Here is a 17,133-nt window from a genome sequence, read left to right on the forward strand (position 1 = left end):
CAGATCAAAGCCAATATTCCGCCATTGCCTTTCGTTAGGCCGACTTTTGAATCGCCCAGTCTAGCCCACGGCTTGCCCGGCTGGACCAGCATCTTTATCAATGGCGCGCCTTGCCAATTGGCAAACAGACCGAGAGTCGCTGACAAACCATGTTTTTCTCCGCAGTCCGGCGCATCGGCGTCACCCTGTTCATCCTAGCCGCGGCGCTTTTCTCGCAGGCGTTCGCACAGGATCTCGGCAAAGCGCCAGCCGGCGTGGTCGCCGATCAGCAGGAGGTCATCGCCAGCCTCGCCAGCAAGGTCGACGCGCTGCAAAAGAAGGTGGACGAGAATTCGGAAGACGATGCCGGACTGGTCGATATCCGTCTTCAGCTCGAGGAATTGTCACGCAGTTTGCTGCAAAGCGCCGTCGCCTTTCGTCCGCGCATTGCCGAGATCAACGCGCGTCTGGAGCAGCTTGGCAAGCCGCCTGCTGAGGGCAAGCCGCCTGAAGCTGCCGTCGTCACCAGCGAGCGCGAAAACCTGACCGCTGAAAAAGCGGAGATCAACGCGGTGCTCGGTGTTGCAGAGAACCTGTCGATCCGGATCAACAAGCTCACCAGCCAGATCACCGAAATACGCCGCCATCTGTTCCAGAACCTTTTGACCAAGCGCTACGAAATCAACTTTGCCTTGGCCTTCGAGGTCATGCAGGCCTTCAAGGCCGAGATGACCGATCTCTACAGCACCGTCTCGTCCTGGGTCCGCTTCGTCGTCAGTTTCAAGCTCAAGTCGATGCTGGCCGCGACCTTTTTTGCCTTGGCCGCCGCTGCCGTCATCATCATAGGCGGACGGCGCATGTTCGGCCGGCTTTTCGAGGCTGACGCCAGGGTCGAGGAGCCATCATACCTTAGCAGGCTCTCGGTGGCCTTCTGGTCGACGCTGATGCAGACTGCTGCGCTCGTCGTCTTCCTCGGCGTTACCTACTTTTTGTTCGACTATTTTGCGGTGCTGCGCGGCGACATCGGCGCGATGCTGTCGTCGTTGTTCTACGTCATCGCCATTGTCTTCTTCGTCTCGCGGCTGGGTATGGCCGTGCTGTCGCCCAAGCTACCCAACTGGCGGCTGATCCCGGTCGAGAGCCGTGCCGCGCGCTGGCTCATGCTGCTGATCATCGCCACCGCCTTGTTCACCGGCCTCGATTACTTCTTGAGCTCGGTCTACCAGGTGCTCGGATCGCCGGTCGCGCTTACTGTCGGCGAAGCACTCGCATCGACGGTCATCATCGGCGTGCTTGTCGTTCTGATTGGCCTGGTCAAGCCGTTCGTCGACGAGGATGGCCATCCGAAGCCTTGGCCCCGTCTGATCCGGTACGTCCTGCTTACCTTAGGCGGGGTCACCATAGTCGCAGCCTTGCTGGGCTATATCGGTCTGGCGCGCTTTGTCTCGCAGCAGATCGTCGTTACCGGGGCAATCCTTGCCACCATGTATATCGGCTTCCTGTCGTCGCAGGCGATCAACGAGGAAGACGCATTCATCAAGACGACGGTTGGTCGGCGTATCAAGAGGATGTTCACCCTTGATGACACGACGCTCGACCAGCTCGGGCTTGTGTTCAGTATCGTCATCAACCTTCTGGTGCTGGTCGTCGGGGTGCCGCTGATCCTGTTCCAGTGGGGCTTCCAGCCTGGCGACATGGTCACCTGGCTCTACCGGATCGGCTCCGGCTTCCAGATTGGAAGCTTCAATTTCTCGCCGGTCGGCATCCTCTCGGGCGTCCTCGTATTCGCGATCGGCTACTTCCTGACGCGCTGGTTCCAGGGTTGGCTCGACGGTTCGGTGATGGCGCGCGGCAAGGTCGACGCCGGCGTGCGCAACTCGATCCGCACGGCCGTGGGCTATGCGGGCTTGGCGCTGGCGGGTCTGATAGCGATCTCGGCGGCAGGGCTCGATCTCTCGAACCTGGCCCTGGTCGCCGGTGCTCTCTCCCTCGGTATCGGTTTCGGCCTGCAGAACGTCGTCTCCAACTTCGTCTCGGGCCTGATCCTGCTAGCCGAGCGGCCGTTCAAGGTCGGCGACTGGATCGTGGCGGGTGCCGTATCGGGCACCGTCAAGAAGATCAGCGTCCGCGCTACCGAAATCGAGACCTTCCAGCGCCAGTCGGTCATCTTGCCCAATTCTGAACTGATCAACAGTGCAGTCGGCAACTGGACACATCGCAACAAGCTCGGACGCGTCGACATCAAGGTTGGCGTCGCCTACGACAGCGACGCCAAGCGGGCGCATGAAATCATGCTCGACATCGTGCGTTCGCATCCGATGGTCCTGAAGAACCCGGAACCCTTCGTGCTGTTCGCCAATTTTGGTCCAGCCGCACTGGAGTTTGAGATCAGGTTCTTCCTTGCCGACCTTCTGGGCAGCAACACTGTCCAGAACGATGTCCGTTTTGCCGTCATCGAGGCGTTTGGTCGTGCGCATATCGATATCCCTTCGACGGCGCGCGCCCATGACGTCAAGCCTGCCGAGAAATGGCCGGCTGACGACGAGCAGATTGAAGCCCAGGTGGCGGAAGTGGAAGAAGCACGCAGCAAGCGTGCTGCCGAAGCCGCCGCTGGACGCAAGCCGGGAAGATCCAAGAAGCCCGATCCGGAATAAGTGCGACGCGCGTTAAGCAATTGTGGCATGAACAAGGCATTCAGTTGCCGTTCAGCTTCGGACTCATATAAGCTCCCTTGCAAACGGCGAGAATGCCTTGCGAAAATGAACAGGGGCGGTGGAAACACCGAGTGCAGAATGAACAGGTTTCTAGTCGCCTCAGGAGCGCTCTTCCTGGCCATGTCGGGCTCGGCGTATGCCGCGAGCGCGGTAAACCTCGACTCCGAGCCGCGTACGTTGATCGTCACGGAAGGCGGTTCCAAGACGGAACTCGCACTTGCCGCTGGCGAAACCGTCGAGTTCTGCTCGGACGGCTGCTTCGTGACGATGCCCAATGGCGACCGCGAAGCGTTGACCGGTGCGGAAACAGTAGAGATTTCGGGCGGCGTTGCTCGCATCAAGTAAGTTTCGCGCGTCAACTCTTGCGAATTAATCGAAGAGGCCGAGAAAGCACTCGGCCTTTTTTCTTTCTGCTAACGACTGCTTAAGCATCATTGTTGAAATTTCTGGCGCGCGCGCCGAATTGGGCGTCTACCTTAACCATCTAAAATCTTCCAGCCAGCTATAGCCCAGAGGTAGGGTCTGGAAGGTTCATGCCGTCCGGCCAGGGCAGGGGCAGGCAATTCGATGGACGCGCGTTCAGAAAACAGGGCAATACCGCTCGCTGTCGATCTCGACGGCACGCTGATCGCGACCGATCTGCTCTGGGAGGGTCTGTTTGCCCTTCTCAAGAAGAACCCGCTCAACATCTTCCTGGTGCCGTTCTGGCTGTTGAAGGGCCCGGCACGGCTCAAGCAGGCGATCGCGGCGGCAGTCGATATCGATCCGGCGACGCTGCCATACCGGCCGGAGATCCTGGAGCGGCTCCGCGAAGAGCAGGCGTTTGGCCGCAAGATCGTTCTTGCCACTGGCACGCCGCGTAAATTCGCCGAAGCCATCGCCCGGCACCTGGGTTTGTTTGACGCTGTCCTTGCCAGCGATGGCGCCGAAAACCTGACGGCCGAACGCAAGCGCAAGGCCCTCGTGGACGCTTATGGCGACGGCGGCTTCGACTATGCCGGCAATAGCCGCCACGACCTCAAGGTATTTGACGCCGCGCGCGAGGCGATTGTCGTTGCACCTGACCGTGCAGCTGCGCGCTGGCAGGAGAGCCATGGCTCCGAACTGATTGCGGCGCAAAAGCCGAGTTTGCGCACCATCTTCAAGATGCTGCGCGTGCACCAGTGGCTCAAGAACGTACTGATCGCCGTGCCGCTGGTGCTGGCGCACAAATATTTCAATTTGGATATGCTGGTGCCGGCGGTGCTCGCTTTTGTGTCCTTCAGCGCAGCTGCTTCGGCCATCTATATCGTCAACGACTTCTTTGATCTGACGCTGGACCGGGCGCACCCGACCAAGCGCGAAAGGCCATTCGCCAGTGGAAAGCTGTCGATCCCGTTCGGGCTCGCGTCGGTGGCGATCCTGCTTGTGATCAGCTTGGTGGCGGCAGCCTTTACGACGATCGAGTTTGTCGGCGTGCTGCTTGTCTATCTTGTTGCTACCACCGCCTATTCGGTGGCGGTGAAGCGCATGCTGCTGATTGATGTTCTGGCGCTAGCCGGGCTCTACACCTTGCGTATCCTTGCTGGTGCTGCGGCGACTGGCGTCGACGTGTCGTTCTGGCTGCTCGCCTTCTCGATCTTCTTCTTCCTGTCGCTGGCGCTGGTGAAGCGCTATGTCGAATTGCGCACATCGAGCCTCAGCGTAGGCGAGCGTATTGCTGGGCGCGGCTACCGGATCGAGGACCAGGAGATCGTCGCCCAGGCCGGCATGGCCTCGGCCTTTTCGTCAGCGTTGGTGTTGGCGCTCTACATCGATAGCAGTGCCGTGCGCGAGCTATACGAGCACCCATGGCTGGTATGGCCGCTGGCGCCGATCGTGCTTTACCTCACCATGCGCATCTGGATTCTCGCCCGCCGCGACGAGCTGCACGACGACCCGGTGGTCTTCATCATTCGCGACTGGCGCAGCCAGATCGTGGTTCTGCTTGGGGCGATGCTGCTTGTGGTGGCGGGATTGTGAGGATGGGTGCACCCGATTACCAGAGTTTCGGCCGCGCCAATCCAGGTGCGCGCCAGGTGGTCGACATCGCCGAGGCGATGAAGTTGCTGGCCAGCGGATCGGCACAAGCATCCTCACTGCTCCCTTATGGCAATGGCCGCAGCTATGGCGACAGCTGTCAAAACAGCGCTGGTGCTATCGTCGACATGCGGCCGCGCAAGCGAGTTCTTTCCTTCAGCGCGGAGACCGGGCTGATCGAGGCTGAAGCTGGCGCGCTGCTCGCAGACATCATCGCTTACGGTGCGCCGCACGGATTTTTCCCCGCCGTGGTGCCCGGTACGCAGTTCGTCACGCTCGGCGGTGCCATCGCCAATGACGTGCATGGCAAGAACCATCATCGTCGCGGCAGTTTTGGCTGCCATGTCGAGCGGCTGACGCTGGTGCGGTCTGATGGCCGGACCTATGTCTGTTCGCTGAGCGAGAATGCCCGGCTGTTTTGGGCAACGATCGGCGGCATGGGGCTGACGGGCATCATCCTGTCCGCTGCCATCCGGCTGATGCGGGTACCGTCGCTCGACATCACCGAGACGGTCAAGCCGTTCCGCAATCTCGCAGAATACTTCGATCTGGCCGAGGCGGCCGACCGCGACAACGAGTATGCGGTCGCCTGGATCGACCAACTTGCCGGCGGCAAACATGCCGGGCGCGGCCTATTGCTTGCCGGTAATCACGCGCCTTATGGCGCGCGCACGGCAGAGCGCGGCGCGGCCAAATTGTCAGTGCCGTTCCAGCCACCGCTGACCTTGCTCAACCGCCCGTTCCTGAAGCTCTTCAACGCCGCCTATGGCTGGCAGCGCGGTCGCCGAGCCGAAAGCCAGGCGAGCTACCAGAAATTCTTCTTTCCCCTTGACGGTGTTGCCGACTGGAACCGGCTCTACGGCCCAAATGGGCTTTTCCAGCACCAAAGCGTGGTGCCCGAAGATGCGGCCCGCGATACCATTCCGGCATTGCTGGCAGCGGCGCGAGGGGCCGGGCAGGGCTCGTTCCTGACCGTGCTCAAGCGCTTTGGCACCCAGCGCTCGCCGGTGCTGACGTCGTTTGCCCGGCCCGGCTACACGCTGACGCTCGATTTTCCCAACCACGGCCAACGCACCCTGAAGCTGCTCGCCGAGCTCGACGCGATCACGGTGGGAGCTGGCGGCGCGGTCAATCCCTACAAGGACGCGCGCATGTCGGCCGAGACCTTTGCTGCCTCCTTTCCGGATTGGCGGCGGCTCGAGGCAGTGCGCGACCCTGCGTTCATGTCGGATTTCTGGGCACGTACCGCAGGCAAGCTTGGCGGGCGCAACAGCGAGGCGGCGCAAGCGGCCGAGTAGACTGCCTGCGATTGTTAGAGAAATGCGAGAAAACTTAAAATTGCCGGGAAAGCTTCACGGAATATTCGTGGCTTTTCGCTAGTTTGTGCGAAGGACGGACAAAGCAATGAAATATATTCTCTTCATCCTTTTCACAGTGATGACCAATGCGGCAGCCCAGCTGATGCTCAAACAGGGCATGATGTCGCTTGGTCCGCTTTCTTTCGAAGGCACCAATCCGCTGATCAAGATCTTGCAGATCGTCTTCAGCCCATGGGTCTTTGCCGGATTGCTAACCTTCGTCATTTCGATGGCATCGCATCTCTACGTGCTGTCCAAGGTCGAGCTCAGCTTTGCCTATCCCTTCCTCAGCCTCGCCTATGTGGCGGTCGCGGTGTTCGCCTATTTCGTCTTCCACGAGGATCTGAACGCCTGGCGTATCGCCGGCATCGCCTTCATTTGCGTCGGCACCGTGCTGATCGCCCAGAGCGGCCGCGACCATGGCGAGGTTGTCGCTGCGGCCTCCATCGAACCCACCAAGACAAGCGAGCTTTTGCGATGAGACACATCATTTTCGGAGGCGACGGCTTCGTCGGTCGTCATCTTGCGCCCAAACTGATCGCCGACGGCGAAGAGGTTGTCGTTGCCGACATCGTCAAGAGCGATCTCGCGCATTACCGCAACGTGCGCTTCGTCCATTGCGACGTGACCGATCCGGCCGCGATCGCCGCCGTCGGCATCAAGGCCGACGACATGGTCTACAACCTGTCGGCCAAGATGCTGTCGCCGCTACAGGTTCGGGCCAAGCGCCACGACTTCTTTTTCCCGGTCAATTATTTCGGCACCGAAAACATCATCAAGGCGATGGATTATGCCGCGGCACCCAAGCTGGTGCACTACACCACCGACATGATTTACGGCCACACGGTGACTCAGCCGATGACCGAAGCGCACCCGGTGGCACCGCTTGGCGAATATGGCTGGTCGAAGCAGAAGACTGAGGAACTGGCCGCCGAATGGCGGACGCGCGGCATGAATATTTCGCTGTTCCGCCCGCGCCTGATCATCGGCCCCGGCCGTCTCGGCATCCTGGAAAAGCTGTTCAAGCTGATCGACTGGAACCTTCCCGTGCCGATGATCGGTTCGGGCAAGAACCCATACCAGTTCATCTCGGTGTTCGACTGCGCGGAAGCCGCGCGCCTTGCATGGAAGGCCGGAGTGCCGAACGAGGCCTACAATCTTGGTTCACTCAACCCGCCGCCGGTGCGCAAGCTGCTCGGCGACCTGGTCAAGCATGCAGGTTCGAAGTCGATCCTGCTGCCGACGCCGGGCTGGGCGGTCAAGCGCACGCTCGATCTACTCGACCTGATGAACATGCCGATCATGGACCCCGAGCAATATCTGATCGCCGACGAGGAGTGCGTGCTCGACGTCTCCAAGGGCGAGCGCCAGCTCGGTTGGGTGCCGCAATACCGCGACGAGGACATGCTGATCGCCGCCTACAAGGAATATCGCGCCAAGAAGGACGGTGTTGCAACGTCCACGCAACACGCCCCGGCCGAATAGAGGATATGAACATGACGCTTGTCACCAAGCCGGATACGGCCCATTCGCATGCCGTCGCGGTTGCTCCGGCAATGGCTTCGGCAAAGCTCGCCAAGCCGAACCTGATGTCGGTCGAGCAGGCCAAGGCGCTCGATGTCGCCAAGATGACCGACCTGTTCAAGGCGCATCTCAACCCCGGCCAGCTGCATTTCATGAAGCTGCTTGGCTTCCACAAGATCAAGATAGAGCGTGCCGAAGGCATGCACTACATCGACCAGAACGGCCGCAAGATTCTCGATTTCTTCGGCGGTTTCGGTTCGCTGGCGCTCGGCCACAACCACCCGCGCGTGCTTGAGGCGCGCAAGAAGTTCCAGGACGAGAAGCGCCACGAGATCGGCATCGCCTTCATGTCGCAGTATGCCTCGGCGCTTGCCTACAACCTGGCGCAGATCTCGCCCGGCGATCTCGACATGGTGTTTTTCGGCTCGTCCGGCTCAGAGGCCATGGAAGCCGCAGTCAAGCTCGCCGAGCGTGCGGCGGGTCCGGCGCGTCCCAAGATCGTCTACGCCGAGAATTCGTTCCACGGTAAGACCAAGGGCGTGCTCTCGGTCACCGACGGTGCGCTGTATCGTGGCGAGTTCAAGCTCACAGACAACACCGTGCGTGTGCCCTTCGGCGACATCGACGCGGTCGAGGCCGCATTCCGTTCCGATCCAGCCATTGGCGCCATCGTGCTCGAAACCATCCAGGGCGGTGGTGGCATCATCACGGCGCAAGCAGAATACTGGCAGAAGCTTCGCGCTCTTTGCGACAAATACAGCGTGGTCTGGGTTGCCGACGAAGTGCAGTGCGGCGTCGGTCGTTCGGGCCGTTTCTACGCTTTCGAGCACTACAATGTGGTGCCTGACATCACCGCAGTCGCCAAGTCGCTGGGTGGTGGCAAGGCAGCGATGGCAGCGATGATCGCGCGCCGCGACGTCTATATGAAGGCTTATGGCACGCCCAAGACGGCGATGATCCACGCCATGGCGACTTTCGGTGGCATCGGCGAAGGTTGCGTCACCGCCATCGAAACGCTCAACGTGCTCTATGACGAGGGGCTGATCGAAAACGCGGCCACGACAGGCGCTTATTTGCTGGAGCGGCTGGAAGAGCTTAAGGCGAAATATCCCAAGATCATCAAGGATGTGCGCGGCCAGGGCTTGATGGTCGGCCTCGAGTTCCACGACTTCTCGCAGACCTTGCCGATGGTGCTGCGCCCGGTGGTCAGCGTGCTCGACGACAAGCTCAAGGGTTCGCTCTCCGGCTTTGTCGGCGCGCTTTTGCTGCGCGACTACGACGTGCTGGTCGCCTTCACCGAATACAACCGCAACGTTGTCCGGCTGCTGCCCCCACTGACCTGCAGCCGCGCCGATGTCGACGTGCTGGTTGCAGCGCTCGACAGCCTGCTTGGCCGCGGCATCGTTTCGATCGTCAAGGACTTCGTGAAGAGCCAGGTTAAGTAGGGGGGCAGATCATGAGCGCCACAGACATCAATTCAACCCGGATGCCCGGCCGTCTGGTCGATATCGCGTCAGCGCTTTTTTCGACCTACTGGACGAAGCGTCTGGTGACCAGCCTGTCGGCCACAGTGTTTGCGCTGTTCATCTTGCTTGTGGCGGCGGTTCCGTTCCTGCATCCCGAATACAATTGGGACATGGCGCCATACCTGGCCATCGCCATGGAAGATCAGGTCGCCGATCCGGTGCAATTGCACGAAAAAGTCTGGGGCATCATGAAGGCGGGTGCGACGGAGGACCAGTTTCGCCAGTTGACCACGGCCAACGATTACAACATCGCTCAATACGCCAATCCCGAGTTTTTCCAGTCGCAGCTCGTCTTTTACCGGGTCAAGATTGGCTACACCTGGCTGATCAAGACCTTTGGGCCGAGCGTCGGTTATGTCGAAACCACACAGATCATCAACGCGGTTTCCGTCTTGATCATCGGCGCCGTCATGATGCTGTGGATGCGGCGCGAAAAAATGTTGCAGTCGGCGCTCGTGCTGGGGCCGATCATGCTTTTGGGCAGTTTTTTGACCATGGCACAACTGGCCATGCCGGACCTGCTCGGCACAGCACTGTTCGTGCTTGCGGCCTATCTTATCCGCATAGGCAGAGACTGGTGGGCAGTGCCGATTCTTCTGGCTGGCTATCTGGCCCGACCCGACATGATCATCTTTTTGTTTGCGCTCTTGCTTGCGGCTGTCTTGTTTAGGGGGCGCGTGCTGCCAGCACTTGTCGCCTTCATGCTGGCAGGCGCTGTCTATGGCCCAATCTCGGCGGCGGGCCAGCATCCCGGCTGGTGGGCGCACTACTACTTCACCAATGTCGAAATCCAGAACGACATGCGTGGCTTTCATCCGGACTTTTCCGTGGTCTCCTACCTCCGCGGCCTAGTCCGTGGCTTCACCAGTTCGTTCCGCTTTCACGAATGGCTGACGCTGTTTGCGCTGCTTGTTCTTGGCTGGCTGGCGCTGCTGCGCGCCGGCAAGGTGCCGAGGCATGGCGTCGTCGCTGTACTTTTGGCCGCGCAGATCCTGTGCATCGGCGGCAAGTTCGTGGTCTTCCCGTTGCCAGAGAGCCGCGTCTACTTCCCCTACATCCTCATCATGGCGATGATGCTGCTGGAACTGTGGAAGCCGCGCTTCGACATGGAACCGGCGCCTGCGCGATAGACCGCAACCACTGGAGCTCTATAGGCCAAGCGCGGCGGCGAATTTCGGGTTGACCAGCGCGTCGTAGCAATCGTCCAGCTTGACGCGCTTATGGCCCGCCAGTGCCTCGGCGTAGATTGCATAGAGCGCTGTGTTGTTTATCGTCGGAGGGCAGGTCGGGTAGAGCGCGAGGTCGGCTTCGGCTACGGCGGCCCGCACTTCGGGGCCAGGGGTGGGCACGGTCCGGAACGGATCGGCGCCGATCGAAATGTGCAGTGGCGCTGAGCGGTCCATCAGCCATGGGAACGGGTTGGTGAAATCGAGCGTCATGATGGTCTCAAAGCGAATTCCCTTGGCGGCTTCGAGCGCCCTGATCGAGTCGATTGCGTGGTCCTGCGCCTTCAGGTGGCCGATCTGGAAATGGAAGTCCGAATAGATCAGCGGCGTCGGGTTTTCGTCGATGCCGATCAGGTCGACGTAAAAAGCGCGATGGGCGGGATAAAATGCCAGCATGCGATCGGCTCGGTCGGAAACCTCCTGGCGCATGTTGACCGCGCCCAGCGTCTTCAGGTTGCGATGCACTAGAGCCGGATTGTTGGCGCCGCCTATGTAGGTGCGCGCCGCGCGCGAGAACACTGTGAGCGCCGGCGGCAACGCGATTGCGGCGACCAACCCGGCGACCGTCAGCAGCAGCGCTGGCCTTGCGATCAGCCTTTCGGTCCTCAACAGGATCGCCAGCAATACAGGCCAGAGGAATATGAAACCCTGGCTGCCGGTATTCTGCGCTTCGAACAGGACGCCGGCAAAGAGCATGGCGGCCAACCACGCCGGAAGCAGATTGAAGAAGGCTTGTACACGCACGACCGGCGAGGAACTTGCAATGGTCGCCCTGGGATCTGGCTTGCGGCGCAGTTCGGCCCAACCAAGCACGGCTATCAGAGCGGCGGCGACGACCACCACGTCGAAATTCTGGGACGCCGATTCCCGCAGGCGCGAGAAAAGCGAGCCGCTGTTGTTGCTGACCAGTAGCAGAACGTCATCGACATAGGCGCTTACGATGCCAGTCGTAACCTCGATGACGGCGAGGATTGCTGCGAAGGCAAGCGCAGCCAGCAGCCCGGTGCGGAATTGCACGCGCCCAGCGAGGAAAGCATAGGCGCAGATAATGCCGCCAACGGCAAAGCCGGTGATCTTGAGGAAAAACAGCGCGGTCATGATCAGCGTGAGCAGGGCAAGCAGAGTGGGCTGCTTCCGTACGAACATCAATGCCGCGACCAGAGTGTATAGAAGCTGGCAAGACTGGCGATTGTAGATGCCGAACGCATCGGAGCCTGGAAGTGGGTAAAATTCGCGGGTGTTGAAGGGCAGCAGCGCAAACAGCAGGAAGGGAATGAGCAACGCCATCGCCGTGACGCGCGACCGGCTGCCGACTTCCCAAAGTACTATGCCCATCAGCGGCGCCGAAACGATCAGCAGAGACCAGGGGGCCAGCAGCGACGGCTGCCCGTTTGGGAACAGCCAGATCAGCCCGGCGGCAAGATAGTAGCCGAGCGGACCGACTGGCGCAAAGAAGTCGACGATCGGGACCTGGCCGGAAAAGATGCGGTTGGCCGCATCGTAGTAGATGAAGACGTCCCAATACATCGGGCCGATAGGGACGGCTATCGGCAGAGACAGGATCGCGCCGCAGACGACGACAGCCGCAAGCAGCAACCATAGCGGCAAGGTAAAATCGATGCCTGTCCTTGACTGTGTGTAGCTGTCGTCTTTGTTCGCCACTACGCCCATGTAGGTATCCACCCGGCTATTCATCTTGTTGGCCGTTTTTACCATTTGGCTCGTCTGGATATGGTTAACGAGTCGGCAATTTTTCGGCCGCGTGGCGACGACTTTCCGGTTCTGGTCGCGCGGCTTTTTGGCAATGTCGCAAACAGGCTGCAATCACGCAGCGCTGCCCTATAGTCTGCCGGCAAAATCATCTCGGAGTCGTGGGTAATGGCTGAGTTTCCGAAAAAGGCGCAGGTCGTCATCGTCGGGTTGGGCGGCATCGTGGGCGCATCCATTGCCCATCACCTGATCGAGCGCGGCTGGACCGACATCGTCGGCATCGACAAGTCGGGCGTGCCCACCGACATCGGCTCGACGGCGCACGCATCGGACTTCTGCTACACGACCAGCCACGACTATCTCTCGGTCTGGACCACGCAGTATTCGATCGATTTCTACGAAAAGATGGGCCACTACGCCCGAATTGGTGGGCTCGAAGTCGCGCGCGCTGGCGACGACACTTGGATGGAAGAGATCAAGCGCAAGCTTTCCTCCGCCAAGGCGTTCGGCACCCGCGCGCACTATGTCTCGCCCTCTGAAATCAAAGCGATGTTCCCGCTGATCGAGGAAGATCAGGTGATGGGCGGCATGTTCGATCCCGACGCCGGCCTCGTCGTCCCGCGCTCCCAGACGGTTGCCGGCAAGCTTGTCGATGCCGCCGAAAAGTCCGGAAAGCTCCAGGTATTCGGCAACACGCCGGCCCAATCGCTGATCGTCGAGGGTGGTCGCATCAAGGGCGTCGTCACGCATCGTGGCACGATCATGGCCGACCATGTCGTCGTCTGCGCCGGAATCTGGGGCCGCCTGATCGCCGAAATGGTCGGCGAGGACCTGCCGGTCATGCCGGTCGACCACCCGCTGACCTTCTTCGGCCCGTACAACGAGTTCGAGGGCACCGGCAAGGAAATCGGCTTCCCGCTGCTGCGCGACCAGGGCAACTCCGCCTACATGCGCGACACCGGCGACCCGAAGACCACCGAAGGCGGCCAGATCGAATGGGGTTACTACGAACAGACGAACCCGCGCCTCTGCCATCCGCGTGACATTCTCGAAAAGCATGAAGCGCGCCTGTCGCCGTCGCAGCGCGACCTCGACATGGAACAGATCATGGAGCCGCTCGAGCGCGCCATGGAGCTGACGCCGATACTCGGTGAACTCGGCTACAATGAAAGCCATTCGTTCAACGGCCTGCTCCAGGTTTCGGCCGCCGGTGGCGCATCCTGCGGCGAGAGCCAAAAGGTGCGCGGGCTATGGTACTGCGTCGCCATCTGGGTCAAGGACGGCCCCGGCTACGGCAAGTTGATCGCCGACTGGATGACGGACGGCCGCACCGAGATCGACCATAATTCGATCGATTATGCGCGCTTCTACCCGCACCAGTTGGAAGAGAAGTTCATCGAAGGCCGCACCTTCGAGGCCGCCCAGAAGATCTACTTCCCAGCCGTCCACACCCGCGAGCCCTACGCCACCGGCCGCAACGTCAAGCGTTCGCCCTTCTATGAGCGCGAAGTCGAGCTTGGCGGCTACTTCATGGAACTTGGCGGCTGGGAGCGTGCGCATGGCTACAAGGACAACGAGCACCTGCTGGAAAAGTACGGCAACCGCGTGCCGGTGCGCGAAAACGAATGGGACAGCCGCCACTTCTGGCGCGTTTCCAACGCCGAGCACCTGGCGCTCAGCGAAGATGTCGGCATCATCAACCTCTCGCACTTCCACATGGTGGATATCGAAGGCCCTGACCATGTCGAGCTGCTGGAATGGCTCTGCGCAGCAAAAATCGGCGGCGATGGCAATATCGGCAAGGGCATCTACACCCACTTCCTCGACGACGAGGGCATGGTGCGCGCCGACTTCACGGTTTTCCGCATGGCCGATCGCTGCCGCCTCGTCAACGGTGCCGATGCCGGCCCGCGCGACTTCCACTACATGAAGCGCGTTGCCGAAGATCGTGGCCTCGACGTCATCATCACCGATACGTCGGAAAAGTACATCACCATCGGCATCTGGGGCCCGAATGCCCGCGAGAACCTGAAGAAGGTGGTTGCGGACCCGGCCGGTCTCGACCAGGAAAATTTCGCCTTCGCCGCGATCAAGCAGATCGAGATTGCCGGGAAAAACGTGACGGCCTTCCGCATCTCCTATGTCGGTGAGCAGGGCTGGGAACTGCACATGAAGTACGAAGACGGCCTCGCCGTCTGGGATGCGCTGCGCTCAACCGGCGCCATGGCTGTCGGCGTCGAGACCTATGCCAACTCGCGCCGTATGGAAAAGAGCCTGCGCCTGCAAAATGCCGACCTGCTCACCCAGTACAACCTCATCGAAGCCGACCTTGCCCGCCCGAAGGTCAAGGAAGCCGATTTCCGCGGCAAAGCCAAGCATCTCGAGTACAAGGCACGCGACCATCAGCCTGCCATGCTCTGTACGCTCGTCATGACCGAAAACACCGACAGAAGCGGCGTGAAGCGCTACCCGGTCGGCACCCTGCCGGTCATGGACCCTGATACCGGCGAGGTCTTGCTCGATGAACTCGGCCGCCGCTCCTACACGACCTCGGTCGCCTACGGTCCCACTATCGGCAAGAATATCGCGCTCGCTTATCTTCCGTGGGATTATGCCCAGGAAGGCCGCAAGCTAGCCGTCGAGTATTTCGGCGAGACCTATCCGGTCGAAGTCGCTGGCGTCGGCTACAAGCCGCTTTACGATCCGGACAATCTCAAGCCGCGGAGCTGAGGCTGCAGCGTAGCGGCAGCACTTCGCAACATTGTGAATGAAAAGCCCGGCTTTCTGGCCGGGCATTTCTTTTGAAACAAACGATTCTCGCTTACCCTTCGAAAATGTCGTCTGCGGCCAAAGCTCTTCTTGCAGGCAGCGCCGCGCTGGCGCTGGTGTTTGGGCTGGTGCCTCAATCCCGCGCGGTCGAGCAAGTCGATGTCGAGCTTGTGCTTGCGGTCGACGTCTCACTTTCCATGTCGCCTGACGAACTTGAAATCCAGCGCCACGGCTATGCCGCAGCACTCACCGACGAGCGCGTGTTGGCAGCGATTGCCCAAGGCGCCTATGGCAAGATCGCCGTCACTTATGTCGAGTGGGCCGGAACGACGTCGCAGATCGTCGTGGTGCCCTGGACGGTGATCGCCAATCGAGCCGATGCCGAACGGGTCGTGGCCCAGCTCTCGGCCAAGCCACCCAACAGCGCCCGACGCACGTCGATCTCCAGCGCGATCGAATTCGGCAGCGACCTGTTTGCCGAAAGTACCTTTCGCGGTGTGAAACAGGTGATCGACATTTCCGGCGACGGACCAAACAACCAAGGACCGCCGGTTGATCTCACGCGGGATGCGGCGGTTGCCCAAGGTATAACCGTCAATGGCTTGCCGCTGATGACCAATGGCGGCTTCGGCAACGCTTATGATGTCGAGCATCTCGACCGCTACTACGCCGATTGCGTCATTGGCGGGCCGGGCGCCTTCATGATCCCGGTCAACGAGTGGTCGCAGTTCCCAGAAGCGATCCGGCGCAAGCTGGTGATGGAACTGGCCGGCCCCAGTTCACGCCAGTGGGCGGCCGAGGAGGCTGCCTATCCGCCTGTCGTGCTTGCCCAGGCGCAACCGAAATATGATTGCCTGGCTGGCGAAAAGCTGTGGCGCGATCGATCATGGCTTTGGGACAGCCGGTAAGCCCTATTCACTCACTGCCATATGGCCGGATGCCAATTTGGCGACGGGGAAAGCACCACTCCGCCCTTGGCGATTGGAGCGAGAAGAACTCGTCCGCCGCGACTGCTATTGCGACCAGTGAATGCTCTGCCCGACCTCAGGCCGCGATAAGCTGCTTGCGGTCGATGCGCTCCTGTTGTGGCGAGCGTGCATAAAGCTCGCGGTAGCATTTGGAAAAATGCGAGGCCGAGACGAAACCGCAGGCCACCGCCACCTCGACCACCGGCATCGATGACTGGATCAGCAGGTGGCGGGCACGGTCGAGCCTGATCTCGAGATAATAGCGGGCAGGAGATCTCCCCATCTCGGTACGGAACAGGCGCTCGATCTGGCGGCGCGACAGGCCGACATGGTCGGCGATCTCGATCAGCGACAGCGGCTCCGACAGGTGCGCTTCCATCAGTTCGATGATCGTCAGCACCTTGGAGTTCTGCACGCCAAGACGCGCGCGCAACGGCAGGCGCTGGCGGTCGGTCGGGCTGCGGACGCGGTCGGTCAGCACCTGTTCGCAGATGCGGTTGACGAGATTGTCGTCGAAATCGTCGCCGATCAATTTCAGCATCATGTCCAGTGCTGCGGTGCCGCCGGCGCAGGTGTAGATGTTCTGGTCGACTTCGAAGAGATCGGCATAGACATTGGCCTTGGGAAAGGCTTCCGAGAAGCCCGGCAGGTTTTCCCAATGAATGGCACAGCGCTTGTTGGACAGCAGGCCGGCATTGGCCAGCACATAAGCGCCGGTGCACAGCCCCCCAACGGCGACGCCGCGATTATATTCCTCGCGCAGCCAGGCAAAGACCGACTTGTTGGTGTAGGTCTCGACATTGATGCCGGTGCAGACGATGACCATCGAGGGGCGCTCCGGCCCCGCCATCTTCTTGCGCTCGTCTTCGAGCGAGGTGTTGACGGCGCATTCAACATGGTTGGACGCCCGCACCGGTTTGCCGTCAATGCTGGCGAGCCGCCATTTGTAGGCTTCGTAGCCGAGCATGCGATTGGCGATGCGTAGCGGGTCGAGTGCGGTCGCAAAGGCAACCATGGTGAAATCGGGTACAAGGAAGAACACAAGCGATCGTTTGATCGGATGTCTGATAGCGTTCAAGGAACCCTCGCGCTGGCCGGAAACGACGCGAACTCGATGTCGCGAATAGCACAGCGTCAACAGCAAATTCCCTTGCTGTCAATGGGGTTGCAGCTGTCGCTAAAATTAAAATTGCGACATGGTCGCCTGTGGCTGCTTTTTTGCCAGCGGGAGGTGCCCCAAAAGCATGTCGCCCTCCGGCCAACGCCGAAAGGCGACCACGGTTGGTCTGGTGTCACTGATT

12 protein-coding genes are annotated in these 17,133 nt (G+C 60.6%); 10 read left to right on the top strand and 2 right to left on the bottom strand.

The window, feature by feature from the left end; genetic code table 11:
• Positions 1-149: 149 nt before the first annotated feature.
• The 8 genes from AC1DLV_RS08960 (at position 150) to AC1DLV_RS08995 (ending at position 10,289) form a co-directional block, all read left to right on the top strand.
• On the top strand, positions 150-2,633 hold the full coding sequence (locus AC1DLV_RS08960; RefSeq protein ID WP_476836152.1) for a mechanosensitive ion channel family protein: 2,484 nt from the start codon (positions 150-152) through the stop codon (positions 2,631-2,633).
• Positions 2,634-2,771: 138 nt separating this feature from the next.
• On the top strand, positions 2,772-3,038 hold the full coding sequence (locus tag AC1DLV_RS08965) for a hypothetical protein (protein ID WP_476799199.1): 267 nt from the start codon (positions 2,772-2,774) through the stop codon (positions 3,036-3,038).
• A gap of 222 nt (positions 3,039-3,260) precedes the next feature.
• Positions 3,261-4,694 (top strand): UbiA family prenyltransferase, encoded by a 1,434-nt coding sequence (locus tag AC1DLV_RS08970; RefSeq protein ID WP_476799200.1) that lies wholly within the window; start codon positions 3,261-3,263, stop codon positions 4,692-4,694.
• Between the two features lie 2 nt (positions 4,695-4,696).
• Positions 4,697-6,049 carry an FAD-binding oxidoreductase gene (locus tag AC1DLV_RS08975; RefSeq protein ID WP_476799201.1) on the top strand — a complete coding sequence of 451 codons (1,353 nt, stop codon included), beginning with the start codon at positions 4,697-4,699 and terminating at the stop codon, positions 6,047-6,049.
• A gap of 106 nt (positions 6,050-6,155) precedes the next feature.
• The gene (locus AC1DLV_RS08980) at positions 6,156-6,590 is read left to right on the top strand and encodes an EamA family transporter (RefSeq protein WP_476799202.1); all 435 of its coding nucleotides are present in this window, start codon (positions 6,156-6,158) and stop codon (positions 6,588-6,590) included.
• Positions 6,587-7,594 carry an NAD-dependent epimerase/dehydratase family protein gene (locus tag AC1DLV_RS08985; RefSeq protein WP_476799203.1) on the top strand — a complete coding sequence of 336 codons (1,008 nt, stop codon included), beginning with the start codon at positions 6,587-6,589 and terminating at the stop codon, positions 7,592-7,594. Before AC1DLV_RS08980 ends, AC1DLV_RS08985 begins: the two co-directional genes overlap by 4 nt.
• Before the next feature lie 71 nt (positions 7,595-7,665).
• Positions 7,666-9,078, top strand: coding sequence for an aspartate aminotransferase family protein (locus AC1DLV_RS08990; protein ID WP_476799252.1), 1,413 nt, complete (start codon positions 7,666-7,668; stop codon positions 9,076-9,078).
• An 11-nt stretch (positions 9,079-9,089) separates the two neighbouring features.
• Entirely contained in the window at positions 9,090-10,289 is a 1,200-nt protein-coding gene (locus tag AC1DLV_RS08995; protein WP_476799204.1) for a hypothetical protein, read from the top strand.
• Positions 10,290-10,307: 18 nt separating this feature from the next.
• Here AC1DLV_RS08995 and AC1DLV_RS09000 read toward each other — a convergent pair whose 3' ends face one another.
• A complete protein-coding gene (locus AC1DLV_RS09000; RefSeq protein WP_476799205.1) occupies positions 10,308-12,056 on the bottom strand; it encodes a hypothetical protein in 1,749 nt (582 codons plus the stop codon).
• Positions 12,057-12,263: 207 nt separating this feature from the next.
• Here AC1DLV_RS09000 and AC1DLV_RS09005 point away from each other — a divergent pair, with 207 nt between their 5' ends.
• Together AC1DLV_RS09005 and AC1DLV_RS09010 are read left to right on the top strand one after the other, a co-directional pair.
• Entirely contained in the window at positions 12,264-14,825 is a 2,562-nt protein-coding gene (locus tag AC1DLV_RS09005; protein ID WP_476799206.1) for a GcvT family protein, read from the top strand.
• Between the two features lie 104 nt (positions 14,826-14,929).
• Positions 14,930-15,772 (top strand): DUF1194 domain-containing protein, encoded by an 843-nt coding sequence (locus tag AC1DLV_RS09010; RefSeq protein ID WP_476799253.1) that lies wholly within the window; start codon positions 14,930-14,932, stop codon positions 15,770-15,772.
• Between the two features lie 136 nt (positions 15,773-15,908).
• On the opposite strand, the gene AC1DLV_RS09015 is transcribed toward AC1DLV_RS09010, so the two are convergent.
• Positions 15,909-16,847 carry a GlxA family transcriptional regulator gene (locus tag AC1DLV_RS09015; protein WP_476799254.1) on the bottom strand — a complete coding sequence of 313 codons (939 nt, stop codon included), beginning with the start codon at positions 16,845-16,847 and terminating at the stop codon, positions 15,909-15,911.
• Positions 16,848-17,133 lie beyond the last annotated feature (286 nt).

This window comes from Aminobacter sp. 01T433 (assembly GCF_056398585.1).

What these genes read in the sequence shown, in the direction of transcription:
- AC1DLV_RS09000 (WP_476799205.1), bottom strand. Translation starts at nt 12,056, where the DNA reads ATGGGCGTAGTGGCGAACAAAGACGACAGCTACACACAGTCAAGGACA.
- AC1DLV_RS09005 (WP_476799206.1), top strand. Translation starts at nt 12,264, where the DNA reads ATGGCTGAGTTTCCGAAAAAGGCGCAGGTCGTCATCGTCGGGTTGGGC.
- AC1DLV_RS08985 (WP_476799203.1), top strand. Translation starts at nt 6,587, where the DNA reads ATGAGACACATCATTTTCGGAGGCGACGGCTTCGTCGGTCGTCATCTT.
- AC1DLV_RS08990 (WP_476799252.1), top strand. Translation starts at nt 7,666, where the DNA reads ATGGCTTCGGCAAAGCTCGCCAAGCCGAACCTGATGTCGGTCGAGCAG.
- AC1DLV_RS08970 (WP_476799200.1), top strand. Translation starts at nt 3,261, where the DNA reads ATGGACGCGCGTTCAGAAAACAGGGCAATACCGCTCGCTGTCGATCTC.
- AC1DLV_RS08995 (WP_476799204.1), top strand. Translation starts at nt 9,090, where the DNA reads ATGAGCGCCACAGACATCAATTCAACCCGGATGCCCGGCCGTCTGGTC.
- AC1DLV_RS09015 (WP_476799254.1), bottom strand. Translation starts at nt 16,847, where the DNA reads ATGGTTGCCTTTGCGACCGCACTCGACCCGCTACGCATCGCCAATCGC.
- AC1DLV_RS09010 (WP_476799253.1), top strand. Translation starts at nt 14,930, where the DNA reads ATGTCGTCTGCGGCCAAAGCTCTTCTTGCAGGCAGCGCCGCGCTGGCG.
- AC1DLV_RS08980 (WP_476799202.1), top strand. Translation starts at nt 6,156, where the DNA reads ATGAAATATATTCTCTTCATCCTTTTCACAGTGATGACCAATGCGGCA.
- AC1DLV_RS08965 (WP_476799199.1), top strand. Translation starts at nt 2,772, where the DNA reads ATGAACAGGTTTCTAGTCGCCTCAGGAGCGCTCTTCCTGGCCATGTCG.
- AC1DLV_RS08960 (WP_476836152.1), top strand. Translation starts at nt 150, where the DNA reads ATGTTTTTCTCCGCAGTCCGGCGCATCGGCGTCACCCTGTTCATCCTA.
- AC1DLV_RS08975 (WP_476799201.1), top strand. Translation starts at nt 4,697, where the DNA reads ATGGGTGCACCCGATTACCAGAGTTTCGGCCGCGCCAATCCAGGTGCG.